This is a genomic window from Psychrobacter arcticus 273-4 (assembly GCF_000012305.1).
Taxonomy (GTDB): Bacteria; Pseudomonadota; Gammaproteobacteria; order Pseudomonadales; family Moraxellaceae; genus Psychrobacter; species Psychrobacter arcticus.
The window spans coordinates 335,676-353,286 of the sequence record NC_007204.1 but is presented as its reverse complement, the minus strand read 5'-3'; the positions used below and the strand labels follow the sequence as shown (position 1 = coordinate 353,286).

Below are 17,611 nucleotides of genomic sequence, written 5' to 3'. Positions count from 1 at the left end.
CGATACCGTTTAAAAAACGATGCGGTGCTAGTGATATATAAACAAAATTTTTATGCCATACGTGATAAAAATTGCGATTAAAAACAGGCAAATTGTATGGAAAAGATGATATCAATCTTGATGACTGATAGAATAAGGGTATTATTAGCTTAATATAATTCATATACATGAGATATGAGCGAAATAGTATACTTAGTTCAACATACGAGATTGACATCATATCGGATTTATAGTGGATGAACTATAATATACCGACAGTCATGTATCGTCAGGCAGTGTTACCCAATCGTTCAACCCCTTTTTTGACGGCAAGCTTGTCATAAAGGTTAAAGCAGCTGCCAAAAGATAGTTTTGCAAAATAACGTCAACAGGCAGTCTCAAAATTATTTGAATGCGTCGAACCGTTTCAATATATTTTTGTATGATTGCAAAAGTGACATACGATGTACTTAATTTAGCGCCATCGCCCATTATGGTATGAAGGCTGTATAAAGGTATTAAATAATATCCAAGCCCTACTCACTTCATTACTGACAACATAAAGGAACACTCTACTACAATGTCAAAAATTATTTATACAAAAACCGACGAAGCCCCAGCGCTTGCAACCGTATCATTCTTGCCTATTGTGAAAGCATTTACTCAAACAGCAGGCATCGAAGTTGACACCATTGATATCTCAGTTGCTGCCCGTGTATTGGCTGAATTCCCTGAATTTTTAAGTGAAGAGCAACGCGTTCCTGACAACTTAGCTGAGCTGGGTCGTCTAACACAAGATCCAAACACCAACATCATCAAATTGCCAAACATCAGTGCTTCTGTTCAACAGCTTAAAGCGGCGATTAAAGAGCTACAAGGTAAAGGCTATGCTATTCCTGATTTTCCAGAAGATCCACAAACGGATAAAGAAATAGAAATTCGTCAGCGTTATGGCAAAAGCCTAGGTAGCTCGGTGAACCCTGTACTGCGTGAAGGTAACTCAGATCGCCGTGCGCCAAAAGCGGTCAAAAACTACGCACGTAAGCACCCACATTCAATGGGTGAATGGAAGCAATGGTCACAGACGCATGTATCGCATATGCACAGCGGCGATTTCTATGACGGCGAGCAATCTATCACTTTAGATAAAGCACGTACCGTGCGCATGGAACGCTTAGCTGACGATGGTACTGTCAATGTCTTCAAAACAGGCCTCGCTTTGCTTGATAAAGAAGTCATCGACCTCATGTTCATGAGCAAAAAAGCGCTACTTGAATTTTATGAGCGTGAAATGGAAGACTGCCGTGAAGCGGGCATTTTATTTTCACTGCACGTAAAAGCAACCATGATGAAAGTATCGCATCCTATCGTATTTGGGCATGCAGTTAAAACATATTATAAAGAGGCCTTCAACAAACATGGCGCTTTCTTTGATGAATTAGGCATCAACGTGAATAACGGTATGGTAGACCTATACGACAAAATCTCAAAACTACCAGCATCAACTCGTGAAGAGATTGAACGCGATTTACATGCTTGCCAAGTACATCGTCCACGTTTGGCGATGGTTGATTCATCAAAAGGTATCACCAACTTCCATTCGCCAAGTGACATCATCGTTGACGCATCTATGCCAGCCATGATTCGTAATGGCGGTAAAATGTGGGGTGCTGATGGCAAGCCATATGATTGTAAAGCAGTTATGCCAGAATCTACCTTTGCGCGCATTTATCAAGAAATGATCAATTTCTGTAAATGGCATGGTAACTTTGACCCAACAACTATGGGTACAGTGCCTAACGTCGGTCTAATGGCACAAAAAGCGGAAGAATATGGCTCGCATGACAAGACTTTTGAAGCGAGTGATAATGGTATTGCCCGTATTGTTGACGAAGAAACAAATGAAATTTTGCTTGAACAGCGTGTTGAGAAGGGCGATATCTGGCGCATGTGTCAAGTTAAAGACGAGCCTATCCAAGATTGGGTCAAGCTTGCGGTACGCCGCGCGCGCGAATCAAATACGCCGGTCATCTTTTGGTTAGACCCATATCGTCCACACGAAAACGAGCTGATCAAAAAAGTAAAAATGTATCTAAAAGATCACGATACCACTGGTTTACATATCGAAATTATGTCACAAGTTCGTGCCATGCGTTATACCTTAGAGCGTGTCGCTCGTGGTCTTGATACGATTTCTGCTACCGGTAATATTTTACGTGATTATCTCACTGACTTATTCCCAATTTTAGAATTGGGCACCAGTGCTAAGATGTTGTCAGTGGTTCCATTAATGAAAGGCGGCGGTTTGTTTGAAACTGGCGCTGGCGGTTCAGCACCTAAGCATGTACAACAATTGGTTGAAGAAAACCACTTACGTTGGGATTCATTGGGTGAGTTCTTGGCATTAACCGTGTCGCTAGAGCATTTAGCACAGAATGATGGTAATGCTAAAGCCCAAGTATTGGCTGATACTTTAGACACAGCGACTGAAAAGCTGTTGTTAGATGACAAATCACCATCACGCAAAACTGGTGAACTTGACAACCGTGGCAGTCATTTCTACCTTGCCATGTACTGGGCACAAGAGCTTGCAGCACAAGATAAAGACAGCGAGCTAAAAGCACAGTTTGCTCCACTTGCGCAAAATCTTGCGGATAATGAAGCAGCTATTATTAAAGAGCTGAATGACGCTCAAGGTAAGCCTATGGATCTTAAAGGCTATTACTTAGCAGATGAATCATTGGTTGAACAAGCAATGCGTCCAAGCACTTTGTTCAATGCAGCAATTGCATCCTTATAATTAACTCATCTTATAAAAGTTAATTTATAGAAGTTAAATTAGCATAAAAAAACACTCCAAATATCTTAGAATTTGGGGTGTTTTTTTGTCTTTTATTTATGAGTGCTTTTTATATCAGACAGTACTTACAGCACCATATAGTCGGTGAAAAGTAATATCGATACAACACAACACGTACTACTGGTGCAAATTTTTCTTGCTTGCTGTGCCTACGCAGACAGAGGCTGCAAAAAATTTACACCAGCAATACGGTAGCGACTTTAAAGTATTTCAACTATAGCAATTGAGCACCATCCAAACGATAGACTTTTTGCCTTTATAAACTTTTTCAACTGCCGCATCGACCACTTTAATCATGACAGGTGTGACATTAACGCCAACACCATCACCTTCGGTAAAGGGAATAATCGGATGGTTTGGGGCATTAAAGGATAAATCAGCGTTTACGGTTATTTTTTTCGCCGTCTCTTGGTACGATAACCTTGTTATATGACATAAAGTGATGCTCCTTGATATATATTATGTGTTTTAAGCTTCCTTGACATTCTGTTATGCTAGCTGTTTTATCGTGGTGATGACAGCATTATAAATATTTGTACAATACGATAAACTTAAGGTGAAACACGTCATTACCTTTATGCTTTATTCGTATATTAATTCTTATAATGTATGCCCTGCTATCCGTCATTTTATTTTAGGAAACGCTATTTTATGTCCAGCTCCAGCCTAATTTTGTTTAATAAGCCTTACGGAGTACAAAGTCAATTCCGTGATGACAGCAATAATGATCATACTACCCTATCGGAATATTTTACGGACAAGTCACTCCGTATCGCTGGTCGGCTCGATGCTACCTCAGAAGGGCTGCTGATTTTGACCAGTGACGGACGGATTAATAAAGCCATTACTCAGCCACCATCTGCAAAGAATTTTGCACAAAACAAACAAAAACAAGGCAAGACCTATTTGGTGCAAGTGGAAGGCGTTGTCACTGCTGTCCAACTAAAGGAGCTGGCGTCAGGGGTCATATTAAAAGATGGTAAGACGTTACCTGCCTCTGCTACGTTGCTCGATGAAGCCGACTTACCGATTACATTATGGCAGCGTGATCCGCCCATTCGTGAGCGTAAAAACATCCCGACCTCTTGGTTAATGCTTACTATTTATGAGGGTAAGAATCGACAAGTCAGGCGTATGACTGCTCATGTAGGACTACCTTGTTTACGCTTGATTCGCTGGTCAGTAGCAGGGTTTGAACTTGGAGAACTGGGAGTTGGCGAGTTTGTACGCATTCATCTAAATAGTGAGCAATGCCGCAAACTTGGCATCATAGGTTAGCCACTGCGTTACTCTAACGAGAAATTTAACGATAAAGCGCTTTATTTTTAAATGTGACCAATAATATAGCACTGATATTACGACACCTTAAACATAGCGTCTCGAAAGAGTAAGGTTTATCTGTTAATATTTAACTCGGTGCTATATATGAATCGCACGCCTTTTTGCTCAGTTATTTGTTTAATTTATAGTAAGGATATGTCATGACTGCTTTTCATCATTTTGCCTTGTTTGCTACTGGCGTTTCTGCTGCGCTATTAATAAGTGCTTGCCAGCCAGCAGCAGATGATGTTGAGGTGAATGCAGCGCAAGACGATGCACAGGTCGCAATAGGACAAGTTGAAAGCCATGAAGACATGGATGCTCATGATATGACTACTGCTGGCACTGCGCTAGATGAGACATCAATGACGGACATGCTCAAAGATTATACGAAGTCGATGAGCGATATGAACAATGAGATGATGGTTGGTATGGCTTATAATGATCCTGATACCGCCTTTGCAAAAGGTATGCTTGGGCATCATCACGGCGCAGTAGATATGGCAAAGATTGCGCTTAAATACGGTACTGATAAAGAGATGCGCCAGCTTGCAAAAGACATTATCGACTCACAGCAGCTTGAGATTGATATTATGAATAAATGGCTTGCTAGCCATCCTGATGCGCCAAAGCCAAAGCCCAACACTCAAGCAATGCAACAAGCTTATGCTGCAGGTATGCAAACCATGCATAACAATATGATGGCTGGCATCGCAGACCCTATACCAGATATGGCATTTGCGCGTGGTATGCTGCCTCATCATCGCGGCGCGGTAGATATGGCAAAAATACAGCTCCAATATGGCACCGATGAAGAGATGCGTAAATTGGCACAAGACATCATTGATGCCCAGCAGCCTGAGATTGTATTGTTACAAGAATGGATTGCAAAAATGTTAGTTAATGCAGAAAAAGATGCAAGCAATCCTACCGATCAAGATACTTCTGCAAACACGAAAGAAGCTGTAGATTCTGCCAAAATAACCAAACCTAACGCTTAAACGTAAACCGTCCAAGATTTGGGGTTCATTTCATTAAACATGGATTTTTTACGATATGGTTATTAATTTCCGACGCTTATATGATTAAGAAGCTTAATCATTATAAATCTGCATTACATTAAGCCAATTTTCTTCCGTATTTGAGTGACCTAAATCGTTTTCAAGATCAGCTCTCAAGAAACGCAAGCTAACACTATGCGGAAATACTTTTTCTAAACTATTTTTTGCATGGGTATTATCGTTGAGCACTCTGGGTAAAACCTTGACCATCATCAGCTCATCACGGCGAAACAAATGGCATTCAATGTCGTGCGATGCATCATTGAATAGTGCTAATTGTTTGTTATCCGCTTTAATACCATCAATTGCGATAATAACATCATGTGCTGAGAGTCCAGCTTTTGCCGCTGCACTTCCACGCGTCACGCGATTGATCTTGATCCCAGCTGGCGTTTCAGTACACCTCATACCCCACGGCACATGCTTGTCAGCGGTTTCTTTATTATTGGTATAAAACTGAATGCCGTTAGCAGCCAGCAATTTCTCAATCGGTAACTCTTCAACGCCATTAATATAGCGACGTTCAAACTCTTGCCACTCTGCTACTGGCATAAATTGCCCGATTACAGTCCCCATATCCGCACTACTGATACCGATGCGCTTGCTTTCATTTTGCCGCGCTTGTTCATAAAAACCTTTTACCACATCAAATAAGCGATAACGTCCCGCACTTTTTTCTAGCAGCGTTAAATCTAAGCATAACGCTACCAAAGCGCCTTTATTGTAATAGCTGATACCAGCATTGCCGGTATTTTCATCATTGCGATACAGCTTAATCCACGCATCAAAGCTCGATTCTGCCACACTTTGCTGCGCGCGGCCCGGCGTTTGATAATAGCGATTAATTTGTTCTGCCAATAACTTCAGATAGCTTACCTTATCAATGACTCCTGACGCTTGCAGCATAAAATCGTCAATATAAGAGGTAAAGCCTTCAAACACCCATAGCAAAGGCGTAAAAGCTTCGCGGCGCAAATCCACCTCTAGCATCACATCGGGACGCACAGTCTTAACCCACCACGCATGAAAATACTCATGGCTACATAAGCCTAAAAATCGTTGATAATCACTGCTTGGTACTGCTGGCTCATTGATACGAGGTAAATCACGGCGCGGGGTAATCAGACTGGTCGAATTGATGTGCTCCAAACCGCCATAATCTTGCCCGCTGGCATAGGTCATAAAAGTATAATCATCAAACGGCGCGGCACCCAACCAATTGAGATAGGTCTGACAAATCTGAGTGAGGTCTTGCTGCAGTCGCCCCATATTGGCATTGTGCTTACCCGCGAGGAAAAATTGATGGCTCAGCGTCTGGTGCTGACTGTCTTGAATAATAAAATCAAACTTCTCCTGTATCGCAATCTCAAACGGATAATCAATCAGTTCGTGATAGCTGTCCGCTTGCACACTATATAAGTCTCGCTCATCATATAAGTCTCGCTCATCGCTTTGTAAATTCGTGGCTTTAAGTCCACATGCCAATAATACTTGTTCCTTCTTTTTATCAACAAAAAAGGCTTCGGGTACCATCAAACTGACTTGTACTGGTGATTGCTCTTGCCCATTAACCGCCAATGCCAAAGAAGTAAAATTGCCGTATAGACGCTGCTGATCGACATAAGCCGTGCGCACCGATAAATCATAACAGTATACTTCATAATATACGCTTATCGTTTGTCCCGCCCTCGCCTGGGGCAACTGCCAAGTATGCTTATCTATTTTTTGCGCGCGATGCCTGTTAGGTTTTGCGTCATTGTCCACAGCTTTGCTATCTACTGATTGCTTCTTTCCTATTGGACAATCTACTACCTCATAATGTACCGCAGTAATATTGCGGGCAAATTCACGCATCAAATAACTGCCCGGTATCCATGCCGGCAACCATAAGTTTGGCGCGTCTATATCTGCCGTAAACCTAAGCGTAACATCAACCAGATGCTCTAAAAAACGCTCAAAGTCGAATTGATAATGAATATCAGATAGCTGATTATTGGCAGCATGAGAGATGGACGTCATATTTTTTATCCTTATAGTTATCGCTATGGTAGAAGTCATTGCTCAAAAACGCAACCGGCAGACCTAAAACCAGCAAGACGCTATCGTTGAAATACTTTAAAGTCGCTACCGTATTGCTGGTGTAAATTTTTTGCAGCCTCTGTCTGCGTAGGCACAGCAAGCAAGAAAAATTTGCACCAGCAGTACGTATTGTATCGATATTATTTTTCACCGACTATATTTGGTAAATATACTAAAAATACTGATTATTTTGCTCAATTACACGATTAATTGGCATTTTTTTGTTGTTTTAACCTTGAAAGTTATGGGAGTTATCGCAATTAAAGAGGCTAACTGCTAAAGTTACCCTAATAAACTGATGATAATTAACTGATGACGTGGCTATTTGGCTGGCTGATTGGCTTTTTTAGGTTTATTGCAACCGTATTTAATTTTTAATATCAACATATTTAGGATAATTTATGACTACTATCGCAAAAGACACTGCCGTCAAGTTTAACTACACTTTAAAAGACGACGAAGGCAATATCCTTGACCAGTCTCCAGAAGGTCAACCACTTGCTTATTTGCATGGTCACAGCAATATCATCCCAGGTCTAGAGCAACAACTAGAAGGCAAATCTGCTGGCGAAAGAGTCAATGCTGTTGTTGAGCCTGCTGATGGTTACGGCGAGTATCAAGAACAAGCGGTACAACATGTACCACGTGACAACTTCCAAGGCGTTGAAGATATCCAGCCTGGTATGCAGTTTCAGTCAGAAGCTGGTGGTCAAGTCATGCTAGTGACTGTCACCGCTGTCAGTGACAAAGAAGTGACTGTTGATGCAAACCATCCACTAGCTGGCAAGCGTTTGACTTTTGATGTTGAAATCCAAGAAGTGCGTGCTGCTACTGAAGATGAACTAAACCACGGTCATGTACATGGCGCAGGTGGCGTTGAGCACTAATCACTGATTGATTATCGTGTTAGATGCTTAGGTGATAAGTGATGCTTCACATCATTTATCAAAAAGGGTTAGTAGATTTTTCTATTAACCCTTTTTAATGGGCAAATTTTAAAGGTTTTTATCCATACTTACTTAAGACGAACACCCTTTAGATATGACAAAGCCCAGACGTAACAAAGCCGCATAACGACTAGCATTATGCGGCTTTTATTACCAACCATCCATGTTACTGTCATTCAATACTTAATCCCGAAGTATTTTATAACGGTCGGGCATCCAGCCCTATCATCCCTAATCAGCAAACTACCTATCCCTTATGCGACTTTCCAGATACCAATCCCTAGTACCTCTGAACCTTTTCGTTCAATCGTGCCGTATATGTATAATCGCAGATTGACCCAAACTAAGTAAGAGGTCTAAACGTCAATGCATGTAAGCATATGCTTACATGCATTGACGTTTAAACAGCTGAATGAATAATAATTTACAGTGCTTTCTTATGGCTTTTCTTCAGGACTGCTTAGCGTTTTCGGCTCAGTACTCAGCATGATATAAGCCGCTTCATTGATGAAGGCTTCATCTTCTGGTAACTCTGGACGCTCACCCGCCTTCATCTGACTACGCTCTTCAAACTTAGCATCCATTGCCGCTTGATAAGTATTCCAGTTGGCATAAGGACGCTCACCAGTTGCAATCAGACGCTTATTTTCAACCTCTAATGAGCGTTTTTCTATCAGCTGCATTTTAGCACGGCGTTTATTGATATCGAGCGCAACTGGCTTTTTCTCATCTTCCATATTACGGATATCATTGAGCGTTGATAAATAAACGAACTGAGGATTTTTTTGTTGACGAATTTTTGATTGTTGGTTTAGCGTCGCTAAGGTATTCGACGTAAATTTACCTTCAGGCTTATACGGTGCTGTCTTTATCGTATCCCAAGGCAAGGCTTTTTTCTGTGCGCGCTCGCCAAAGGTTGCATTGTCATAGATATTGACCAATTCAACATCAGGCACCACGCCTTTATTCTGTGTACTACCACCAGTGATACGATAGAATTTACGCTGCGTTAACGTTGCAGAACCAAGTGCCAAACTGTCTAATTGGATTTGCGCTGAGCCTTTACCTGTCGTGGTACTACCGACCACCAAGCCACGTCCATAATCCTGAATGGCGGCTGCAAAGATTTCACTTGCTGACGCAGACGCTAGGTTCGTCAGAACGACTACCTTGCCATCATACAACTGCTCACCACCATCGTCATCACGGTAAACTTGGATATTGCCACGATTATCACGAATCTGTACCAGCGGACCACTCTTAATAAAGAAGCCTAGCATCTTGGCAACTTCATCTAGCGAGCCACCCGGATTGTTACGTAGATCAACGACTAGACCGTCTATATTCTTTGTATTAAGCTCTTTAAGTGCTTTTTCGGTATCGATACTAACGCTACGGTAGTCCTCACCATTACGGCGAGCGCGGTAGTTTAGATAAAAACTCGGGATCTCAAGGACACCGATACGCTTTGGGGTCTTATCAATATTTGGACGCTGAACTTCAACGACACGCTGAGTAACACCTGATTCTTCTTGTTGAATGATATCACGCACCACAGTCACATTACGGGCACTGGCATCAGGGGTATTGGGCTGACGTACTTTAATCGTCACCGATGTGCCGCGCTTACCACGAATTAGGCTGACGATTTCACGCGTTGACCAGCCAACTACATCGGTCATAGTCTTACCGTCTTGGGCAATACCAATAATTAAGTCATTGGGCTTAATTTGACCCGACTTTGCCGCAGGACCCCCATCGACTAAAGTTACAATGCGCGTATAGTCTGGGTTTTTGCGATCAGGACGGATAGATACCCCAACGCCTTCTAACTGTAAACTAGATTGGATTTGTAGCTCATTGGCTTGAATCGGTGCATAATAATTACTGTGCGGATCGTAGGTCAGCATCGCCGTGTTTAAGATGGTTTCCATAATCTCATCATCTTTTAGACGGGTAAACTGTTCTTGCTGACGAGATAAACGATTAAGCAAAATCTCACTAGGCGTACGTTCGTCATTACGTACTAAATCTTGACCGCGCGTGATATCTGGGTTGTCTAAAAATACCTTTTCTTTTGCTTTCTCATCTTCTTTACCTAAAGTAATACTCATCAACTGAAACTTCAACTGACTTGTCCAATAGTCGCGCTGCTCTTTTTTGGTTTTAAAATGATTGAGTTTTTCACGGTCAAGGACAATGGTATCCTTGCTGGTTAAATTAATATCCGTTTTTAGCATCTTTTTTGCCATGGCAAAATACTCATTTGAGCGTTTACGATAGCGCTCAAACACCTCTACCCCAGCAGATAAATCACCACGCTTTAAGCGCACGCCAAACTCATCGGCATACTTTTTCTTAAACTCATCGACATCAGATTGCAAAAACAGCGTATGGTTTGGGTCAAGGCTATCGATATACATAGACAAAATCTCGCTACCAGTCGCCGTATCGAGTGGCTGATTAAGATAATGACTGCGATCCAGCAATGCCGCTACTTGGCGCGTGGTAACCTGTTGCTCAGGCGTTTGTTTAAAGCCTTCGGTATTGGTATCAGCTACTGCGGTGCCATAGCTTTGGGTAAGAATTAAACCTGCGATGCCCACTGACGCTGCACTGAGTAACCACTGTGCTGGTTGTTTTTTCATCATATATACCTAATTATTTTAAGTGAAAAGTATGCTTTATTTTTAGCAAAATCAAAAAATATCTATAAACGGCTGTCCATAAAATCTAGCTATTTTTACTCTCTTATATTTAACACTAAACCATGCGTTACGCTAGCACTAAAAGCTTATATCTACATATGGATTATGTTGGCTTTGTCGTTAAAAAACCAATCAATACTAGCATGGCCATAAATATAGCTCTGTCTCAAACTGTATAAACAATCTTACACGCTGCGCCCTAACATACCAAATGTCCTACTGCATAAACCAGACGTATCTATTTAACGAATATCAGTCAATGTATTAAAATGTCTTCAAATGTCTTCCCGTGATACATTATGCTCGGCTCGCAATTACTGTCATAATAAGACCCTAATGGCGATGAATAATAGATGTCATTTATCGTTATTTTTTAGTTTAACGTATCATATAACAATATATAACCTCATAAGGATCACGCAATGTATGGTGTTTTAATGATTGATATCGATAGTACCGCGCTGACGGCTGAAGATGTCAGCCTAATTAGACAAGCACAAGTTGGTGGGGTCATTTTGTTCGCCAGAAACGTTACAGATGCCGCCCAAGTGCGCGCGCTGTGTGACGACATACGTTGTCACAATGCCGATATCCTGATTGGGGTCGATCAAGAAGGGGGGCGCGTTGCCAGATTACGTAACGGTTTTACGCCATTGCCAGCGATGGGCAGGCTTGGTGAGTTATTTAACCAAGACCCCAATCGCGCCCTCGAATGTGCTTATGATTGTGGCTATTTGATGGCGGCGGAAGTATTGGCAGTAGGCATAGATTTGAGCTTTGCACCGGTGCTCGATAGAGATGGTATTAGCCAAGTTATTGGCGATCGCAGCTTTCACCATGATCCTCAAGCCATCATCGCTCTGGCAAGCCAGTTTATGCGAGGCATGAAAGCTGCTGGCATGGCAACAACAGGCAAGCATTTCCCTGGTCACGGTTCGATAGCTCCCGACTCGCACGTCGCTGAAGCCATTGATGACCGTAGCTTAGATGATATTATGAACAGTGATATGCAACCATTTGCGCAAACGTTGCCATGGCTCGACGCTTTGATGCCAGCGCATGTGATTTTTTCACAAGTAGATAATAAACCAGCGGGATTTTCTAAAATTTGGCTCAAAGACATCATTCGTGAACAGCTAAATTTTGAGGGTGTGTTATTTTCTGATGACTTGTCTATGGCAGGGGCAAAAGCGGCGGGTGATGTCAGTGCACGCGTCACAGCAGCGATTGAAGCCGGTTGCGATATTGCTTTGGTCTGTAACGACCGCGTCGCCGCTCATGAGGCGGCAAAAGCGGCGCAAGCGCTGCCCTATCCCAATCAAAAACGCATCAAGACCATGTGTGGGCAGATACCGGCTTGGCAAGGCGATCTCGAATCTACTTGTCAGCAGTTTGACTATTGGCAACAGGCAAAAATAAATATCTCACAGACGTTCTTTCCTACTCAATTAGAATCTCAAGCATCAGCTAACCTTGAGCTAAAAGACCCAACCAGTTATATATAATAACTATAGTTGAAATACTTTAAAGTCGCTACCGTATTGCTGGTGTAAATTTTTTGCAGCCTCTGTCTGCGTAGGCACAGCAAGCAAGAAAAATTTGCACCAGCAATACGTGTTGTATCGATATTACTTTTCACCGACTATAACTAATAAATGGCAATCAAGTTAATCTGATATAAAAAGATAAGCAAAATAAAAACCGCATCTTGATTAAGATGCGGTTTTTCTGTTTTATAATTTAACTTACAACATTTTAACGCTTTACTTAGTTGTTGGCAGCTGAATCCAATGCAGTACCACGGCTTGCATCATCAGCGTCTGGCATCAAATCATCGTTATCGCTGTCTAATGGATTTAGATCTGGGTCAAGCGCGTCATTACTAATTGCTAAGCCATCATTGGCCGTAGTCGTTTCGTCATAGACCACAAACTCGATACGGCGGTTACGGAAACGACCTTGGTCTGTCGTATTGTCCGCTATAGGATCGGTCTCACCCATACCTTTGGTCATAAGCTTACTGGGATCAGCACCTTGTGCGACCAAATATGCCTTCATTGCCTGAGCACGCTCTTCTGATAGCTTTAGATTATAGGCAGCATCCGCTGTTTTGTCGGTATGGCCAATAATCATCAGTGTCATATTGGGCACCTGTTCCATCAGCTTCACAGCACGGTCCAATAGCGCTTTGTTGGCGTCAGGAATCAACGCTTTATCTACTTCAAAATTGACCACTTGTAGACTTAAGGCGCGAGCTACATCACGAGGATCTGGGTTTTGACCCAAGTTATCCATTGCTGCCTCAGACGCTGTTAAGCTGTCAGCAATTTCAGTTTGCTCATTGAGCGGACCTTCAGCAATAACCGTCATCGCTGGCGCAGCAGCTTGTAAATCAGATACCAATTTATTTAAAGCGGCAGTGTCAGCAGCATTGACTGTAATCGTATCGCCTTTAACCAACATACTAGCATTTGGGACGTTTTTAAAAATAGACAAAATAGTGGCAAGCTGCGCAGTCGCTGGCATATCAATTGAGAAATTATCATCGATATCTGCTCGGCAATTATTAGCGGCATCACCAAACACGCTAGTCAGTGCCGTCATAACATTGCTCTGTAGCGTGTCATTACCCACATCCATACGGCAAGCATATAGCTCACTATTTTCACCAGTGGTAATACGCAATGATGCTGGTGCCATATTAGCCGCAACCGCCTGTCCATCACTATTCGCTGCTTGCTGCGCTGTCACAATTGGCATGCCGACCGGCTCAGGCTTGTCTTGGCAGCCTCTTAATAGTGCCCACGCCAAAGCACCTAAAATAATCAGTCCAATAATGGGTAATAGCGCTTTCATAAAGCTACCATCTTTTTCTGCTTCGTGCTGTAGCGGCGCTGTGCTTACCGTATCTGATATATGCGCTCCAGTAGAAACAGGGGCAGCAGCAATCACGCCAACAGGCAATACAGCCGTTGCCCATACAGGGATATGACGCTGATAACTGTCAATATTTTCGTTTAAAAATTGAGGTACAGGAGTCGTGCCTGACAAACTTTTGATTTCATGATAAGCAAGCGGCGCTGCCATGGCAATTAAGCCACGAGCAGCCACCACATCGACGTTGTGCTTACCAGCAAGCTCACGGGCAATTTGATCACGACGCGCATCTTCTGTCCATACACGATCATAAAAACCTTGGTCATCGCGAGCAATCGTTTCATTGGCAAAACGGTCATGGGTCTGATTGTCTGCTAGACGCGCCGCAAAAATAGCATAAAACTGTTCAAGCAAATTCTTCTTGGCGGGATTGTGATCGTCTCCAAGTACTGCTGGACTGACTGTCCGTGTCAAATGACTGATAATATCCATAGCATTCTTCCTCAATTCATCATTATTTTATGTGGCTTGTTTTATCTCGTTTACGCGCTCAAAAAACAGAGTGCTATATCAGTGATCATCTATATCAGTAGGATATCTAAAATTTAAGAGTCTGAAATAATAAATAGCCACGCTATAAAATAAGCGCTGACTATATTCAGTTTTTGTTATTATAAAAGTATTAAGAAGGTGTTCACAATCAACACGCTGTTGTGCAAATGCTACAATAAGTAATATTTCAGTTGTTACGCGTAACTATGACGCCTATAAAGTAAAAATTGCTAACATATAATCAGCTCAACGTTAAATTGTAATATTAATAAAAAAAAGTGCCCTATAAAATATAAGGCACTTGTTAACGTCTTATAGTCTTTGAAAAAAATATAGTTGAAATACTTTAAAGTCGCTACCGTATTGCTGGTGTAAATTTTTTGCAGCCTCTGTCTGCGTAGGCACAGCAAGCAAGAAAAATTTGCACCAGCAATACGTGTTGTATCGATATTACTTTTCACCGACTATAGTAATTTATCATCTGACTTGAGCAGGTTCAACCACAATGATATTGTTTGCCATGTCCTCAAATTCAGATGAAGAGACAGAACCATTTGAGCCTGAAGGCGCGCTATTAAAATTATTAGTGTTATTATTTCTTGCAAGTGCTGGCATCACACTATCGTTGGTCTCATCGTCTGGCGCTTGATACTCCACATTATTAGCGCTGTTATTTGCAGGCGCGTTTTCAAATTGATTGTTAAAATTATTGGTCGCCATGCCTTGTTGTTGCATGACGCCATTATTCATATCATTAGGGTTGCTAGGTAATGGTAGTGGCGCAGTACTCTCGATCATCATCGATGGTAGCAATGTACGCATATCCGCCATTAAACGTTGTAGCTGCATAGTATCTGGCGCCTCTACCGTAATGCGATCGTTTTGCAATTGTAAGCGCGCAAACGGTACTGATCTCAATAATGTCAGCACATTAGGTAATACCTCTATCGGCATATTAGCAACGCTGCTGGCAACGCCTTCTTTTACGATTAACTGACACATTCCTGCCTGCTCACCAAAACTGGTATTGAGCGCCTGTTGCAATAGGCTTTGCAGCGCGACATCGCCCACCGACCCACTACAAGTATATAAGCTGCCATTGTTATCCACCCCAACTATCAGCTCAATTGGCGTTACCACTTGTACTGGCGGTTCAATCACAGGCGGCACGACAACTGGCGTTGTCACCACAGCTTCTACTGGCGGCGTATCATTTGGCTTGATTAATAATGCCCACACAAGCCCAATGGCTGTCACTGCCCCTAGTAATACAAATGTCCATAGCAACATATCATTGCGTTGATTTCGGGTCCGTGTTTTTTCTCGGCGTAGGCTGGTGTTTTCTGCCAAATGATGCTCTGCTGGACTGACATGAATCGAATCAGTACTGAGACGCTCATCCAAAGTCGGTATCGGCGATTCTGCTGTGAAACTCGGTGAAGTAATAATATCGACAGCGGCGGGCTCGTAGTTATTTAAAGCAACAGCTGGTATCACAGTACCTGCCAGTACTCTCTGGCTTTGAAACAGCTCATCATCAGGATGCTGAAGCGCGCCAATAATAGGTGCGGACCATATCGGCAAATAAGGGCGCAATGAGGCTTGTTCACCTTGCAAAAAGGCTGGCAGAAATTGTCCATTTGCCAGTATTTTTAACTCTTGATAGGCAAGTGGCGCGGCATTTATCAGCAGCTGCATCGTCGTAAACTCATCAATATGATGGGTCGATGCAAGCTCTTGAATCATCAGCCGACGTAAGCTTGGCGTTTGCCATAACTGCTCAAACAATGGCGCTTCTGCGACATGCTCACCGATAACGGTAGCATCGTCACGCAATAACTGTGAGTAAATATTTGGCAATGCCAAACGCGACGCCAAAATAGCATAAAATTGTTCTAATAAGCTGACATGGGAGACGCTACCATTGTTACCCAATATAGCTGGGGTCACCTTTTGCTCTAGTTGGTCAATGATACTCATAAGTTACTGCCTCGGTCAGCGTTAATGTTACACATATAGTTGAAATACTTTAAAGTCGCTACCGTATTGCTGGTGTAAATTTTTTGCAGCCTCTGTCTGCGTAGGCACAGCAAGCAAGAAAAATTTGCACCAGTAGTACGGGTTGTATCGATATTACTTTTCATCGACTATATAGTCGATATATCTTGATTGGTAATAGTATCAGTCGTTACTGTCAGTATACGAAGCATTACTCACTGTCGCTCACACGATGTTATATTATTCAATATAAATAAACATTAAAGCACAATTTTGTCGCATATTGGTTTTTGTACTATGATTGCTGCTACTATTATTAATATGAGTACGTAACTGTTTATCAGTCATATTTGGATGACAATAACCAATAAAACCTAGGCTTTAAGTATTGTCTTACTTATTACTGCTATCTATCAGACCCAACCTAAGGACTATCCTTTGTTTAATCAGACGACGCTTATCATTATTATTACGGTTATTGTCAGTTTGTTGGCGTGGCAAAACAAAGCACTGTTTAATCGACTCATTTTTTATCCGCCAGCAGTAAACAATGGTCAATGGGATCGATTTGTTACTCATGGATTTATCCATGCTGATAGCATGCACTTGCTCTTTAATATGTTTACCTTATACTTTTTTGGTCGTGCCATTGAGGGCTTATATCAGAAATTTTTATTCGGCTATGGCTTTTTGCTTTTTTATGTACTGGCTATTATTGTCGCGATGATTCCAAGTTATATTAAGCACAAGCAAAGTGCCAGTTATTTAAGTCTTGGCGCATCAGGCGGTGTATCTGCTGTATTGTTTGCGTTTATCTTGCTTGCTCCTTGGGAAAAAATCTATCTGTTTGCGATCATCCCTATCCCAGCCATCTTATTTGCAGTTGCCTATGTCGCTTACAGTATCTATTCTGATAAACGCGGCGGCTCAAACATCAATCATATGGCACATATGTGGGGCGGCGCGTTTGGTGTCATAGCTACCATCATTTTAGAGCCACAAGTCCTACCTCATTTTCTAAATGCCCTATTATCACCTGGATTTTAGGCAACGCTATGATGGAGTTACTTTATATTTTGACTATAGTTGAAATACTTTAAAGTCGCTACCGTATTGCTGGTGTAAATTTTTTGCAGCCTCTGTCTGCGTAGGCACAGCAAGCAAGAAAAATTTCCACCAGTAGTACGTGTTGTATCGATATTACTTTTCACCGACTATAGGCCTTTTAAA

10 protein-coding genes and 1 pseudogene are annotated in these 17,611 nt (G+C 42.1%); 6 read left to right on the top strand and 5 right to left on the bottom strand.

The annotated features are described in order from the left end of the window. Nucleotides 1-559 precede the first annotated feature (559 nt). Nucleotides 560-2,779, top strand: a complete 2,220-nt coding sequence (locus PSYC_RS01490; RefSeq protein ID WP_011279595.1) for an NADP-dependent isocitrate dehydrogenase — start codon at nucleotides 560-562, stop codon at nucleotides 2,777-2,779. 279 nt (nucleotides 2,780-3,058) lie between these two features. Here PSYC_RS01490 and PSYC_RS11755 read toward each other — a convergent pair. Further along, nucleotides 3,059-3,275: pseudogene (locus PSYC_RS11755) on the bottom strand (NADP-dependent isocitrate dehydrogenase); the annotation flags it as partial. A gap of 215 nt (nucleotides 3,276-3,490) precedes the next feature. Here PSYC_RS11755 and PSYC_RS01485 point away from each other — a divergent pair. Together PSYC_RS01485 and PSYC_RS01480 are read left to right on the top strand one after the other, a co-directional pair. Further along, complete coding sequence (locus tag PSYC_RS01485) at nucleotides 3,491-4,117, top strand: rRNA large subunit pseudouridine synthase E (protein ID WP_011279594.1); 627 nt, start codon at nucleotides 3,491-3,493, stop codon at nucleotides 4,115-4,117. Between the two features lie 203 nt (nucleotides 4,118-4,320). Then, a complete protein-coding gene (locus PSYC_RS01480) occupies nucleotides 4,321-5,160 on the top strand; it encodes a CopM family metallochaperone (protein ID WP_011279593.1) in 840 nt (279 codons plus the stop codon). A 93-nt stretch (nucleotides 5,161-5,253) separates the two neighbouring features. On the opposite strand, the gene PSYC_RS01475 is transcribed toward PSYC_RS01480, so the two are convergent. Next, the gene (locus PSYC_RS01475; protein ID WP_011279592.1) at nucleotides 5,254-7,239 is read right to left on the bottom strand and encodes a M61 family metallopeptidase; all 1,986 of its coding nucleotides are present in this window, start codon (nucleotides 7,237-7,239) and stop codon (nucleotides 5,254-5,256) included. A gap of 461 nt (nucleotides 7,240-7,700) precedes the next feature. On the opposite strand from PSYC_RS01475, the gene PSYC_RS01470 reads away from it, so the two are divergent. Beyond that, a complete protein-coding gene (locus tag PSYC_RS01470) occupies nucleotides 7,701-8,186 on the top strand; it encodes an FKBP-type peptidyl-prolyl cis-trans isomerase (protein WP_011279591.1) in 486 nt (161 codons plus the stop codon). Between the two features lie 497 nt (nucleotides 8,187-8,683). Here the strand turns inward: PSYC_RS01470 and PSYC_RS01465 are convergent, their stop codons facing one another. Continuing rightward, entirely contained in the window at nucleotides 8,684-10,894 is a 2,211-nt protein-coding gene (locus PSYC_RS01465) for a carboxy terminal-processing peptidase (protein ID WP_041757448.1), read from the bottom strand. Nucleotides 10,895-11,376: 482 nt separating this feature from the next. On the opposite strand from PSYC_RS01465, the gene nagZ reads away from it, so the two are divergent. Then, nucleotides 11,377-12,459, top strand: a complete 1,083-nt coding sequence (nagZ, locus tag PSYC_RS01460; RefSeq protein WP_011279589.1) for a beta-N-acetylhexosaminidase — start codon at nucleotides 11,377-11,379, stop codon at nucleotides 12,457-12,459. 262 nt (nucleotides 12,460-12,721) lie between these two features. Here the strand turns inward: nagZ and PSYC_RS01455 are convergent, their stop codons facing one another. Both PSYC_RS01455 and PSYC_RS01450 read right to left on the bottom strand, forming a co-directional pair. Continuing rightward, nucleotides 12,722-14,323, bottom strand: coding sequence for an OmpA family protein (locus PSYC_RS01455; RefSeq protein WP_011279588.1), 1,602 nt, complete (start codon nucleotides 14,321-14,323; stop codon nucleotides 12,722-12,724). A gap of 537 nt (nucleotides 14,324-14,860) precedes the next feature. Then, complete coding sequence (locus tag PSYC_RS01450) at nucleotides 14,861-16,363, bottom strand: hypothetical protein (RefSeq protein ID WP_011279587.1); 1,503 nt, start codon at nucleotides 16,361-16,363, stop codon at nucleotides 14,861-14,863. Between the two features lie 456 nt (nucleotides 16,364-16,819). Between PSYC_RS01450 and PSYC_RS01445 the strand changes: the two genes are divergently transcribed. Further along, entirely contained in the window at nucleotides 16,820-17,428 is a 609-nt protein-coding gene (locus PSYC_RS01445) for a rhomboid family intramembrane serine protease (RefSeq protein WP_011279586.1), read from the top strand. Nucleotides 17,429-17,611: the final 183 nt, after the last annotated feature.

Excerpts from the sequence above, each read along its gene's own strand:
- PSYC_RS01455 (WP_011279588.1), bottom strand. The coding sequence starts at position 14,323 with ATGGATATTATCAGTCATTTGACACGGACAGTCAGTCCAGCAGTACTT.
- PSYC_RS01470 (WP_011279591.1), top strand. The coding sequence starts at position 7,701 with ATGACTACTATCGCAAAAGACACTGCCGTCAAGTTTAACTACACTTTA.
- PSYC_RS01475 (WP_011279592.1), bottom strand. The coding sequence starts at position 7,239 with ATGACGTCCATCTCTCATGCTGCCAATAATCAGCTATCTGATATTCAT.
- PSYC_RS01450 (WP_011279587.1), bottom strand. The coding sequence starts at position 16,363 with ATGAGTATCATTGACCAACTAGAGCAAAAGGTGACCCCAGCTATATTG.
- PSYC_RS01485 (WP_011279594.1), top strand. The coding sequence starts at position 3,491 with ATGTCCAGCTCCAGCCTAATTTTGTTTAATAAGCCTTACGGAGTACAA.
- PSYC_RS01480 (WP_011279593.1), top strand. The coding sequence starts at position 4,321 with ATGACTGCTTTTCATCATTTTGCCTTGTTTGCTACTGGCGTTTCTGCT.
- PSYC_RS01490 (WP_011279595.1), top strand. The coding sequence starts at position 560 with ATGTCAAAAATTATTTATACAAAAACCGACGAAGCCCCAGCGCTTGCA.
- PSYC_RS01465 (WP_041757448.1), bottom strand. The coding sequence starts at position 10,894 with ATGAAAAAACAACCAGCACAGTGGTTACTCAGTGCAGCGTCAGTGGGC.
- nagZ (WP_011279589.1), top strand. The coding sequence starts at position 11,377 with ATGTATGGTGTTTTAATGATTGATATCGATAGTACCGCGCTGACGGCT.